Consider the following 13,111-nt stretch of genomic DNA (forward strand, 5'->3'; position numbering starts at 1 on the left):
CGGTGGCCGCCCCGGCGGACGAGCGTGTCGCCCGGCCGGCGCCGCGCCGCCCCCCCCCCCCCACCCCCGCCCCGCGGCCCCCGCCCCCCCCCCCCCCGTTTCCGTGTGTCGCGCGGCGGCGGCTACCCCGCCCCGAACGGCAGCTCCAGCTCGGCCCAGACGACCTTGCCGTCCCGGGTGAGCCGGCTGCCCCAGCGTTGGGCCAGCTCGCTGACCAGGAACATCCCCCGCCCGCCCTCGTCCTGCTCGGCGAACGGGCGCAGCTGCGGGGTCTGGCCGCCGGCGTCGGAGACCTCCAGGGTGAGCACCCGGTCGCGGAACAGCCGCAGCCGCCGCGGGGCGTCGGCGTGCAGCAGGGCGTTGGTGACCAGCTCGCTGACGAGCAGTTCGGCGTAGTCGGTGAGCGCGGACAGCCCCCAGGACTCCAGGGTGGCGCGGGTGAAGCGGCGGGCCTTGCCGGGCAGCCGGCCGCCGCCGCTGAGCGGGAGGGTGGCGATCCGGTCGGCGGGCAGCGGCAGCACCCGCGCCATGATCATCGCTATGTCGTCCTCGGTGCCGTCGGTGACCAGCGCCCCGAGGACGGCGTCGCAGCTCTCCTCCAGCGTCCGGCCGGGCCCGGAGAGCGTGCCGGCCAGCAGGTCGATCCCGGCGTCCAGGTCCTGACCGCGCCGCTCGACCAGGCCGTCGGTGTAGAGCGCGACCGTGCCGCCCTCGGGGATGGTGAACTCGATCGACTCGAAGGCCACCCCGCCGACGCCCAGCGGCACGCCGGGCGGCACCTCGACCATCTCGGCGGTGCCGTCGGGGGAGACCCGCACCGGCGGCAGGTGCCCGGCCGAGGCGACCTGGACGGTGCGCTCCAGCGGGTCGTAGACCGCGCAGATGCAGGTAGCGAACTGGCCCTCGCCGATGCCGGAGGCCGTCTCGTCCAGCCGGGTGAGGACCTGTTCGGGCGGCATGTCGAGGGTGGCCAGGGTCCGGGCGACGGTGCGCAGCTGGCCCATCGTGGCGGCGGCCCGGATGCCGTGGCCCATCACGTCGCCGACCACCAGGGCGACCCGCCCGCAGGACAGCGGCACCACGTCGAACCAGTCGCCGCCGACCTCGCTGACCACGCTGCTGGGCAGGTAGCGGTAGGCGATCTCCAGGCCGAGCGTGCGGTGCACCTCCTGCGGCAGCAGGCTGCGCTGCAGGGTGAGGGCGGTCTCCCGCTCGCGCCGGTAGAGCCGGGCGTTGTCGAGTGCCAACGCGGTCCGGGCGACCAGTTCCTCGGCGAGGGCGACGTCGGCGGCGGTGAAGGGCTCGGGGTTGCGCATCCGGATGAACTCGGAGCCGCCGAGCACCATGCCCCGGGCGGTGATCGGCACCATCAGGTACGAGTGGATGCCCGCCGCCATCCCGGGGGCGACCCGGTCGTCGCTGGAGACCAGTCCGCGCAGCACCTCCTCGTCCACGCTGGCCCGCAGCAGCGGCTTGCCGCTGCGCAGGCACTGGGTGTAGCTGCGGTCGGGGGCGTACTCGGAGGTCTCGCCGACGACGTCGACGGCGCTCGCGAGGCCGGTCTCGTAGGACTCCCCGACGGCGACGGCGCGCAGGGTGACGGTGCGGTCGGAGGGGATCGGGGTGGGCTCGGCACCGCGCAGCACCGGTTCCAGGAGGTCGACGGTGGCGAAGTCGGCGAACCGGGGGACGACGGCCTCGATCAGTTCCTCGGCGGTGCGCTGGAGGTCGAGGGTGGTGCCGATCCGCGCGGTGGCCTCGGCGATGGTGGCGAGCCGTTCCTGGGCCCGGGCGGCGCGGGCCTCGGCCTGGAAGCGCTCGGTGACGTCGATGATCGAGGAGCAGACGCCGAAGACCCGGCCGGTGGAGTCCTCCAGCCGGAAGTAGGAGGCGGACCAGGCGCGGTCCCGCCTGGGGTCGCCGGGGACCCGGCCGTGCGAGCGGGCGTCCACGACGGGCTTGCCGGTGCGCAGCACCAGCCGCATGGTCTGCTCGATCTCGGCGCTGTTGATGCCCGGCAGGACGGCGGATATCCGGCGGCCGAGGTGGGCGGCGACCGGTACGCCGTTCATCCGGGCGAGCGCCTCGTTGAGCCGGATGTAGCGCAGGTCGGTGTCGTAGACGGCCATGCCGATCGGGGAGCGGCCGAAGATGCCGTCCAGCACCGCCAGGTCGGCCTCGACGGCGTGCAGGGCGCGGGTGTCGGAGGCGGTGGCGAGGAGCAGCAGGGTGCCGGTCGGTCCGGCGATGGGGTAGGTGCGGAACTCCAGGTCGACCTTGTGGCCGTCGCGGTGCCGGACGGGGAAGACGCCGGACCAGCCGGTGCCGCCCATGATCCGCTCGAACAGGGCCAGCACCTCGGCGCGGTCGCCGCTGTCGGTGAGCAGCTGCGCGGCGTAGCTGCCGACGGCCTCCTCGCTGGTGTAGCCGAGCAGGGCCTCGGCGTCCTCGCTCCAGTGCAGGATCAGGCCGTCGTCCTGGAGGAGGGCCGTCGCGAGCGGGACGAGCCGGTGGCCTTCGGGACGTACCCCCTCCGGACGCACCGATGTGCCGCCCGGTGCCGGGTCGGCGGCGTCGGTCGCGTCCCACTCGTGTCCGTGCATGATCAGGCAGCACCCCGGTTCGGCTCGTGCCCGGCCGGGTGGGCCTCGCGGTCCGTGCCGGCCGGGGTTCTTCTCCAGACTGCACGGACATCGGCCGCCCGGCGACCCCTTGGTCAGGGGTTGTCCGGCCGCTCCGGATGTACGGGCGTCATGGGCGTACCGGGCGCAGCGTACTCTCAAGAACGCCCGCCCACTGCCGGATCACTCCGGATCGTCGGAGGCTGTCGTCGGTGAGCAGGTTGGCCAGACCCAGCCCGCGGGCGAGGTCCAGCGTGGCCTGCACCGATTCGCGCACACCGGGGTTGCCCTCGTCGGCGTCCAGGAACTCCACGGCGGCCCGGTGGGCCTCCCGGCCGACGTGCCCCTCCAGGGCGATGATCCGTTCGCGCAGCGCGTCCTCGGTCGCGGCGGCGGTCCACAGGTGCAGGGCGGCGCGGAACAGCGGGCCGGTGTAGAGGCGCACGATCATGTCGACCACGGCGCGGGTGCGGTCGGGGCCGCCGACGGGCAGTTCGTCCGCGTGGGCGCGCACGGCCGCCAGCCGCTCGGCGGTGACGTGCTCGACGGCTGCGGTGAACAGGTCCTCGCGGGTCGGGAAGTGGTGCTGGGCGGCGCCCCGGGAGACGCCGGCGCGCTCGGCGACGACGGTGACGGTGGAGCCGTTCCAGCCGAGTTCGGCCAGGCAGTCCACGGCCGCCGCGAGCAGCCGGGCCCTGGTCGCGCGGCTGCGGTCCTGCCGGGGGGTGCGGGCGGCGGCGTGGCTGGTCATGGCGGTGGGCGGCTCCTGTTCCGGTGGTGGCGCGGCGGGTCGATCCTCACAGACGGGCGCCGGTCGGCGCCGTTCAGGGTCCGGTCGGCGCCGTTCGGGGTCCGGCCGGCGGCGCGCGGGGTCCGGTCGGCGGCGCGCGGGGTCCGGTCGGCGGCGGTGCGCCCGCCCGGCGGCCACCCGCTCAGTCGACGGCGGCGCGCCCGGCCTCGCGGGCCCGCAGTTCGCGGCGGAGGATCTTGCCGGCCGCGGACTTGGGGACGGCGTCCACGAACTCCACCGCCCTGACCTTCTTGTACGGGGCGACCTGCCCGGCCACGTACCCGGTGACCTCCTCGGCGGTCAGTCCGCTGCCGGGGACGCGGACCACGAAGGCCTTGGGGCACTCGGTGCCCTCGGCGTCCCGGACGCCGATCACGGCGGCGTCGGCGATCTGCGGGTGGCCGAGCAGTACGGCCTCCAGCTCGGCGGGGGCGACCTGGTAGCCCTTGTACTTGATGAGTTCCTTGACCCGGTCGACGATGTGCAGGTAGCCGCGCTCGTCCACGTGGCCGACGTCACCGGTGTGCAGCCAGCCCTCGGCGTCGATCACCGCGGCGGTCTCGGAGGGGCGGCCGAGGTAGCCCTTCATCACCTGGGGGCCGCGGATCAGCAGCTCACCGCGCTGCCCCGCGCCGAGGTCCCCGTCGGAGCCGTCCAGGGCGGCGACCCGCAGTTCGGTGGAGGGGACCATCCGGCCGACCGAGCCGCGCGAGGGCTCGCCCTCCCGGGGGGAGACGACGTGGGTGACCGGGGAGAGTTCGGTCATGCCGTAGCCCTGGAGGAGGTGCGGCAGGCCCAGGCGCCGGGCGCAGGCGTCGGCGAGCTCGTGGTCCAGCGGGGCGGCGGCGCACAGCAGGTACTCGACGGAGGAGAGGTCGAACCGGTCCACCGCCGGGTGCTTGGCGAGGGCGAGGGCGATCGGCGGCGCCACCACCAGGGCCTGCACCCGGTGCTCCTCGACGGCGCGGCAGAACTGCTCCAGGTCGAAGCGGGGCAGCACGACCACGGTGGCGCCGCAGCGCAGCGGCTGGTTGAGCAGTGCCGCGAGGCCGTAGATGTGGAAGAACGGCAGGACGGCGAGGACCCGCTCGCCCTCGGCGGGGCGGTAGAGGGCATCGCACTGGGCGAGGTTGGTGGCGATCGAGCGGTGGGTGAGCATGACGCCCTTGGGCAGGCCGGTGGTGCCGCTGGAGTACGGCAGGACGGCGACGTCCTCGCCCGGGTCGATGACGGTCTCGGGGGCGGGGCCGGGCGCGGCCAGCAGGTCGGCGAGCGAGCGGTGGCCGTCGGCGCCGTCCAGGACGACGATCTCGGTCAGCGGGTGGCCCTGCTCGGCCAGCAGGGCGGCGGCCGTCCGGGCGGTGGGCAGGAACGGGGAGACGGTGACCAGCAGGCGGGCGCGGCTGTCGCGCAGCTGGCCGGCCAGTTCGGCGGGTGTGGCCAGCGAGGACACGGTGGTCACGGTGGCGCCGGCCCGGGTGGCGCCGTAGAAGGCCATCGGGTAGGCGGTCGAGTTGGGGCTGAACAGGGCGATGACGTCGCCCCGGCGCACGCCTGACGCGACCAGGGCGGCGGCGACCCGTTCGACGGCGGCGGCGAGCTGCGCGTAGCTGACGCGTTCCCCGGTGAGGCCGTCGATCAGGGCCGGCCGGTCGCCGTACCGGGCCGCGGCGCCGAGGACCGCGTCATGGATCGGCAGGTCGACCACGGGGACGTCCGGGAACTCACTGCGGAACACCAAGGTAAGCCTCCAGTAAGGAAGTTGACGCGGCAACAAAACCCCGCGAGGGCGCCTTCAGGAGCATACGGACAGTCAGGGGGCGGGCTCGGCCATTGTGGGGAACCGGGGGCGGCGCTCGCGTGGCACGGTTGTCACCGGGGGCGCCCGACCGGCCGGTGCTGCACCACGGCCGCCCGCCCCCGGGTCGCGGCCCCGACCCCGGAACGCCCGACCGTGAAACCGCTCTCCACCCCCCGGCCACCGGCCCTCCGGCTGCTCGCCGCCACGGGCGCGGCCCTGGCGCTCACCCACGGCAGGCCCCCGCCGCACCGCGCGCACCGGGCCGACCGGGCCGACCGGGCCGACCGGGCCGACCGGGCGACAACGGCACCGTCGAGATCCACGGTGACACCACTCCAGTGGCCGATACCCGCAACGAACCCGGGGGCCGCGTGCTCCCCCTCCCCCCGGACGCGTTCGGCGCCGACACCGTCCGGCGGGTCGACCGGACGATCACGCGGCAGCCGCCGGCCGGCACCGCCCAGGTGCCGACCGCGCGGAGCTGCGACTGATCACCTGCGGCGGGACGTTCGACCGCAGGACCGGGTACGAGTCCGACACCGTGGTGTTCGCCCACCTCTCCTCGTCGCGCTGACCACGGTGACCGCTGTCACCGCGGCAGCCCCTGCGGCTCGGCGCGGCTCGGCGCGGCTCAGTACGACTTCGGCAGGCCGAGCGTGTGCTGGGCGACGTAGTTGAGCACCATCTCGCGGCTGACCGGGGCGACCCGGCCGACCCGGGTGGCCGCCAGCAGCGCACCCAGCCCGTACTCCTGGGTGAGGCCGTTGCCGCCCAGGGTCTGCACCGCCTGGTCGACGGTCCGCGCGGCGGCCTCACCGGCGGCGTACTTGGCCATGTTGGCGGCCTCCCCGGCGGCGAGGTCCTCGCCCGCGTCGTAGAGCAGCCCCGCCTTCTGGGTCATCAGCCGGGCCAGCTCGATCTCCACCGCGCACTGGGCCAGCGGGTGGGCCAGGCCCTGGTGCGCGCCGATCGGGGTGGACCAGACGGTGCGGGTCTTCGCGTACTCGACGGCCTTTCCGAGGGCCTGGCGGGCCAGGCCGAGCGAGAACGCGGCGGTGAGGATCCGCTCGGGGTTGAGCCCGGCGAAGAGCTGCAGCAGGCCCGCGTTCTCGTCGCCGACCAGGGCGTCGGCGGGCAGCCGGACGTCGTCCAGGAAGACCTGGAACTGCTTCTCGGGCGCGACGAGTTCCATCGGGATCGCCCGGTACTCGAAGCCGGGGGTGTCACGCGGGACGACGAACAGACAGGGCTTGAGCTTGCCGGTGCGTGCGTCCTCCGTGCGGGCCACGAACAGGACGGCGTCGCAGTGGTCGATGCCGGAGACGAACACCTTGCGGCCGGTGAGCAGCCAGTCCTCACCGTCCCGGCGGGCGACGGTGGAGATCCGGTGCGAGTTGGAACCGGCGTCCGGCTCGGTGATGCCGAAGGCCATCCTGCGGCTGCCGTCGGCCAGGCCCGGCAGCCACTGCCGCTTCTGCTCCTCGGTGCCGTAGCGGGCTATCACGGTGCCGCAGATCGCCGGGGAGACGATCAGCAGCAGCAACGGGCAGCCGGCGGTGCCGAGTTCCTCCAGGACGATGGCGAGGTCGGTGATGCCGCCGCCTCCGCCGCCGTACTCGGCGGGCAGGTTGACACCGAGGTAGCCGGCCTTGCCGGCCTCCGCCCACAGCTCGTCGGCGGGTTCGCCGGCCCGGGCCTTGGCGAGGTAGTAGGCGGAGCCGTAGCGGCGGCCGAGGTCGCCGACGGCCTGGCGCAGGGCCCGGCGTTCGGGGGTTTCCAGGAGTTGACTGCCGATGGCGGACATGCGGTGGGTCCTTCCTCAGGCCTCTCGGGGGGACGTGCGGGGGGACGTTCCGGGGGACGTTCCGGGGGACGTTTCGGGGGACGCGGCGACGGCCTGGACGACGGCCAGCAGGGCACCGAGCTCGACCTGTCGACCCGGGGTGGCGCGCAGTTCCACGAGGACGCCGTCGGCGGGGGCGGTCACCCGGTGCTCCATCTTCATCGCCTCCAGCACCAGCAGCGGCTGCCCGGCCGTGACGGTGTCCCCGACGGCGGCGGTGGTGCGCACGACGGTGCCGGGCATCGGGGCGAGCAGGGCGCCGGGGTCGGTGCGGACGGTGGGGTCCGGGAAGCGCGGCAGGGCGGTGAGCGCGGCGCCGCCGGCCGGGGTGTCGACGTGCACCCGGTCACCGTGGCGGGCGACCAGGTAGGTGCGCCGCAGCTCGCCCTCGCGCAGCACGACCCGGTCCGCGGTGGCCTCGACCAGCTCGACGTCCGGGTGGTCCTCGGCCTGCAGACCGGCCCGGGTGAAGCGGTAGCGGACCTCGAACTCGGCTCCGTCGTCCGCCCGGTAGCGCTTGAGCTGCGGCTGCGCGGGCAGGTTGCGCCAGCCGGAGGGGAACGCGGTGCGCCGGGCCGCGGCGTCGGCGAGGGCCGCCGCCAGCGCGGCGCGCCCGGCGCCCTTGCCGTCCGGGGCGGTCAGGTCGGCGACGTGCTCGGCCAGGAACCCGGTGTGCAGCCGCCCGCCCAGGAACGCCGGGTGGCGCAGCGCGCGGACCAGCGACTCCCGGTTGGTGGCGGGCCCGTGGATCCGGGCCCGGGCCAGCGCGTCGGCCAGCCGGCGGGCGGCCGCCGCACGGGTCGGCGCCCAGGCGATCACCTTGGCGAGCATCGCGTCGTAGTGCGGGGTGACCTCGCTGCCGGACTCGACCCCGGAGTCCAGCCGGACCCCGGACTCGGTCCGCCCGCCGGTTCCGGTGAACTCCTGGTACGGCACGGTGAGTTCGAGCCGGTGCAGGGTGCCGGTGGCGGGCTGCCAGTCCTTGGCCGGGTCCTCGGCGTACAGCCGCGCCTCGATCGCGTGGCCGCGGCTGACGGGGGCCTCCCGGGGCAGCTCCTCCCCTTCTGCGACGGCGATCTGAAGGGCCACCAGGTCCAGCCCGGTGACCGCCTCGGTGATCGGGTGCTCGACCTGCAGCCGGGTGTTCATCTCCAGGAACCAGAACCGGCCGTCCTCGGCGAGCAGGAACTCCGCGGTGCCGGCGCCGACGTAGCCGATCGCCCGGGCGGCGTTCACCGCGGCCGCGTGCAACGCGGCCCGGACCTCCTCCGGCAGGCCGGGGGCGGGCGCCTCCTCGATCACCTTCTGGTGCCGCCGCTGCAGCGAGCAGTCACGGTCGCCGACCGCGTGGACCGTGCCGTGCGCGTCGGCCAGCAACTGGACCTCGACGTGCCGCCCGGTCGGCAGGTAGCGCTCGCAGAACACCTCGTCCGAGCCGAAGGCCTTGGCGGCCTCCGCGCGGGCGGCCGCCAGCTCGCCGGGCAGGTCCGCGAGGCTGCGCACCACCCGCATACCGCGGCCGCCACCGCCCGCCGCGGCCTTCACCAGGACCGGCAGGTCGGCCTCGGTCGGTTCGGCGAGCGCGTCGAGGACGGGCACCCCGGCGGCGGCCATCAGCCGCTTGGCGGCCGTCTTGGAGCCCATCGCGGCGATCGCGGCCGGCGGCGGCCCGACCCAGACCAGGCCCGCGTCCAGGACGGCCTGCGCGAACCCGGCGTCCTCGGAGAGGAATCCGTAGCCCGGGTGGACGGCGTCGGCTCCGGCCGCCAGCGCGGCGCGGACGATCAGATCGGCCCGCAGGTAGGTGTCGGCGGGCGTGGCGCCGGGCAGCCGGACGGCCGCGTCGGCCTCGCGCACGTGCGGGGCGTCGGCGTCCGGGTCGGAGTGGACGGCGGTGGTCGCGATGCCGAGCTCCCGGCAGGTGCGGAAGACCCGGCGGGCGATCTCGCCCCGGTTGGCGACCAGCAGGGTGCCGATCGATGTCGTGGAAGTCATTCGTGGCTCCGTCACAGGGGCTCGCTCACATTCGGAAGACGCCGTAGCCGCGCGTGCCCTCGACCGGCGCGTTGTGGATCGCGGACAGGCACAGGCCGAGCACCGTGCGGGTGTCGCGCGGATCGATCACACCGTCGTCGTAGAGGCGGCCGGACAGGAAGACCGGCAGCGACTCGGCCTCGATCTGCTGCTCGACCATCGCCCGGATCGCCGCGTCCGCGTCCTCGTCGTACGGCGTGCCCTTCGCCGCCGCCGACTGCCGGGCGACGATCGAGAGCACCCCGGCGAGCTGCTGCGGGCCCATCACCGCGGACTTGGCGCTCGGCCACGAGAACAGGAAGCGCGGCTCGTACGCCCGGCCGCACATGCCGTAGTGGCCGGCGCCGTAGGAGGCGCCCATCAGGACGGACAGGTGCGGGACGGTGGAGTTGGCGACGGCGTTGATCATCATCGCGCCGTGCTTGATGATGCCGCCCTGCTCGTAGTCCTTGCCGACCATGTAGCCGGTCGTGTTGTGCAGGAACAGCAGCGGGGTGTTCCGCTGGTTCGCCAACTGGATGAACTGGGCGGCCTTCTGGGACTCGGCGCTGAACAGCACGCCCTGGGCGTTGGCCAGGATGCCGACCGGGTAGCCGTGCAGACGGGCCCAGCCGGTGGCCAGGCTCGCGCCGTAGAGCGGCTTGAACTCGTCGAAGTCGGAGCCGTCGACCAGCCGGGCGATCACCTCGCGCGGGTCGAAGGGCACCTTGAGGTCACCGGGGACGATGCCCAGCAGCTCCTCCTCGTCGAACCGCGGCGGCTCGGCGAGCGGATCGGGGCCCGGCCCCGGCTTGCGGTGGTCGAGCCGGGCGACGATCCGGCGGGCCAGCCGCAGCGCGTCCGCCTCGTCCACCGCGACGTGGTCGGCCAGGCCGGAGGTGCGGGCGTGCATCTCGGCGCCGCCCAGCGACTCGTCGTCGGCCTCCTCCCCGGTCGCCATCTTCACCAGCGGCGGACCGCCGAGGAACACCTTGGCGCGCTCCTTCACCAACACGGTGTGGTCCGACATGCCGGGGACGTAGGCGCCACCGGCCGTCGAGTTGCCGAACACCACGGCCACGGTCGGGATCCCGGCGGCGGACAGCCGGGTGAGGTCGCGGAACAGGGCGCCGCCGGGGATGAAGATCTCCTTCTGGCTGGGCAGGTCCGCGCCGCCGGACTCGACCAGGTTCACCAGCGGCAGACGGTTGTGCAGCGCGATCTCGTTGGCCCGCAGCGCCTTGCGCAGCGTCCACGGATTGCTGGCACCGCCGCGCACCGTCGGGTCGTTGGCGGTGATCACGCACTCCACGCCCTCGATCACCCCGATGCCGGTGACCAGCGCGGCGCCGACCGGGTAGTCGCTGCCCCAGGCGGCCAGCGGCGACAGCTCCAGGAACGGCGAGTCCTGGTCGATCAGCAGCTCGATCCGCTCGCGGGCCGGCAGCTTGCCGCGGCCCCGGTGGCGTTCCAGGTACCTGGGGCCGCCGCCGGCCAGCGCCTTGGCGTGCTCGGCGTCCAGGTCGGCCAGCTTGGCGAGCATCGCCGCGCGGTGCTCGGCGTACTCGGGCCCGGCCGGGTCGACGCGGGTGGGAAGGACGGTCACAGCGGCCTCTCCGGGCTGTCGGGGAGCGGGTTCGGGGCGTCCGGCGGCGCAGCCCCCGGACGGTCGAGCGGCGCAGGCTCCGGACGGTCGAGCGGCGCGGCCTCCGGACGGTCGAGCGGCGCGGCCTCCGGACGGTCGAGCAACGCCGTCGGGACGTCCAGCCGGCGCGAACGCAGCCACTCGCCGAGGGCCTTGGCCTGCGGGTCGAAGCGGTGCCGGGCGGCGACGCCCTCCCCGAGCAGGCCGGTGAGCACGAAGTTGACCGCGCGCAGGTTCGGGAAGAGGTGCCGGGTGACGGCCAACTCGGCTGTCTCCGGCAGGAGTTCCCTGATCCGGTCCACGGTGAGGGTGTGCGCCAGCCAACGCCAGCCGTCCTCGGTGCGCGCCCAGACGCCCAGGTTGGCGTCGCCGCCCTTGTCACCGCTGCGGGCACCGGCCACCAGACCCAGCGGCACCCGCCGGGTGGGGCCGGGCGGCAGCGGCTCCGGCGCCTGCTGCTCGACATCGGCGGACCGGCCGGTGAGCGGCGCGGGCGGGACGGCGATCCGGCGGCCGTCCGGCAGCACGGCGGTGTGCTCCACCACCTTGGCGTCGACGTACGAGGCGGTGAAGACCCCGTACGGCGCACCCGGCCCGGGTGGGGCCGTCAGATGGAAGCCTGGATACCCGGCCAAGCCCAACTCGACGGCGGCCTTGCCCAGTTCACGCCCGACCTTGGCCGGGTCCGGGTCGCGGGCGGTCAGCCGCAGGAGGGCGGAGGCGGCCTCCTCGGTCGGGGCATCCTGATGGTCCGTCCGGGCGAGCGTCCAGCGCAGCTCGGCCGGGCACGCCTCGGGCGGCAGGGCCTCGGCGAACTGCCGTTGCACCAGCGCGGCCTTGGCCTCGATGTCCAGGCCGGTGAGGACGAACACCACCTCGTTGTGGTGGCCGCCGAGCGCATTGAGTCCGACCTTCAGCGTGGCCGGCGGCGCCTCTCCCCGGACCCCGTCGATCCGGACCCGGTCCGGCCCTTCCTCGGTGAGCCGGACGGTGTCCAGCCGGGCCGTCACGTCGGGGCCCAGGTAATGCGATCCGCCGGTCTCGTACAGGAGTTGGGCGGTGACGGTGCCGATGGTGACGGCGCCGCCGGTGCCCGGATGCTTGGTGATCACGCTGGAACCGTCGGCGTGGAGTTCGGCGATCGGGAAGCCGGGACGGGTCACGTCGTGCTCGCGGAAGAACGCGTAGTTGCCGCCGGTCGCCTGCGCCCCGCACTCCAGCACGTGCCCGGCGACCACCGCCCCGGCCAGCGCGTCCGACTCCGTCGGATCCCAGCCGAAGTGCGCGATCCCCGGCCCGACGACCAACGCCGCGTCCGTCACCCGCCCGGTGACCACCACGTCGGCGCCCGCCCGCAGACAGGCCGCGATGCCGAACCCGCCGAGATAGGCGTTGGCCGCCAACAGCCCTTCCGGCAAGCCGAGTTCCGCCCGACGGGGCAGCAGATCGTCCCCCTCGACGTGCGCCACCGCCGCCTCGACACCCAACCGCCGTGCCAGCCCGCGCAGTTCCTCCGCCAGCCGCGCCGGGTTGAGACCGCCCGCGTTCACCACGATCGCCACCCCGCGCTCACGCGCCAGGCCGAGGCACTCCTCCATCTGCCGCAGGAAGGTCCGGGCGTACCCGCGCGACGGGTCCTTGATCCGGTCCCGCGCCAGGATGAGCATGGTCAGTTCGGCCAGGTAGTCCCCGGTGAGCACGTCCAGCGGCCCGCCGGTCAGCATCTCCCGCACCGCGGCGAACCGGTCCCCGTAGAACCCCGAGGCGTTCCCGATCCGCAGTACCGCGCGCTCGCGCACCAAAGCGCCTCCCCTGCCGGTGAGTTGGCGACGCTCCCACACGAGTGCCGTCGGGCAGCAGCGTGGCACCGCCGGTAGAAAAAAGCAATCATGCCTGCTTGTTTTCCGTCACGACCCCCACCGGGCACGCCACGTACGCCTCCACCACCCGCACCGGGCACTCCGAGGCGCAGCCCGAGCCGGCGACGGCCGGCGCGAGGTCTCGGCCCGCCCGGTCGCCGACGGGTCACGACGCCCCGGCAGGTCATGACGCCCCTCCTGGCCACAACGCCCGAAAAGCCGATCCCGGTCGCGCACCCGACGCGACGACAACCACGAGGATTCGACCCGATCACCGGTGCCGGAATACCCGCATCCGACCCGGCCGATCGATCGATTCTCACGACGGCCGATCGCCGATGATCCCGAACGGCGCGGACCGGTCGCGCGGACATCGGCCCCACCGGACGTTCGACGCCTCTTTCACCCGACCCCAAAGGTCCGCCGAGCATTATCCGGATTCCGTACGACCACTTGGGCGGACGAAGGATCACTGCGGCCTGTCGTGGCGCCCTCCCCGGACCTGCGGAGCCGACCGGAGCAGGCTGTTGCGGCTCCGG

The 13,111-nt window shown here is 74.5% G+C and carries 7 protein-coding genes; all 7 read right to left on the reverse strand.

Going from position 1 to position 13,111, the window contains the following annotated elements; genetic code table 11:
- Positions 1-122: 122 nt before the first annotated feature.
- Complete coding sequence (locus tag ACFV0O_RS23525; RefSeq protein ID WP_380344972.1) at positions 123-2,603, reverse strand: SpoIIE family protein phosphatase; 2,481 nt, start codon at positions 2,601-2,603, stop codon at positions 123-125.
- Positions 2,604-2,751: 148 nt separating this feature from the next.
- Complete coding sequence (locus ACFV0O_RS23530) at positions 2,752-3,372, reverse strand: TetR/AcrR family transcriptional regulator (protein ID WP_380344974.1); 621 nt, start codon at positions 3,370-3,372, stop codon at positions 2,752-2,754.
- A gap of 181 nt (positions 3,373-3,553) precedes the next feature.
- Positions 3,554-5,152, reverse strand: coding sequence for a 4-coumarate--CoA ligase family protein (locus tag ACFV0O_RS23535; RefSeq protein WP_380344976.1), 1,599 nt, complete (start codon positions 5,150-5,152; stop codon positions 3,554-3,556).
- Between the two features lie 691 nt (positions 5,153-5,843).
- Positions 5,844-7,016 carry an acyl-CoA dehydrogenase gene (locus ACFV0O_RS23540; RefSeq protein WP_360254518.1) on the reverse strand — a complete coding sequence of 391 codons (1,173 nt, stop codon included), beginning with the start codon at positions 7,014-7,016 and terminating at the stop codon, positions 5,844-5,846.
- Between the two features lie 15 nt (positions 7,017-7,031).
- A complete protein-coding gene (locus ACFV0O_RS23545; protein ID WP_380344978.1) occupies positions 7,032-9,050 on the reverse strand; it encodes a biotin carboxylase N-terminal domain-containing protein in 2,019 nt (672 codons plus the stop codon).
- Positions 9,051-9,075: 25 nt separating this feature from the next.
- Positions 9,076-10,674: a carboxyl transferase domain-containing protein gene (locus ACFV0O_RS23550; protein ID WP_360254522.1), complete on the reverse strand. Its 1,599-nt coding sequence runs from the start codon at positions 10,672-10,674 to the stop codon at positions 9,076-9,078.
- A complete protein-coding gene (locus ACFV0O_RS23555; protein WP_380344980.1) occupies positions 10,671-12,512 on the reverse strand; it encodes an acyclic terpene utilization AtuA family protein in 1,842 nt (613 codons plus the stop codon). The genes ACFV0O_RS23550 and ACFV0O_RS23555 overlap by 4 nt, the downstream gene beginning before the upstream one ends.
- Between the last annotated feature and the right edge of the window lie 599 nt (positions 12,513-13,111).

Source organism: Kitasatospora sp. NPDC059577 (assembly GCF_042735475.1).
Taxonomy (GTDB): domain Bacteria; phylum Actinomycetota; class Actinomycetes; order Streptomycetales; family Streptomycetaceae; genus Kitasatospora.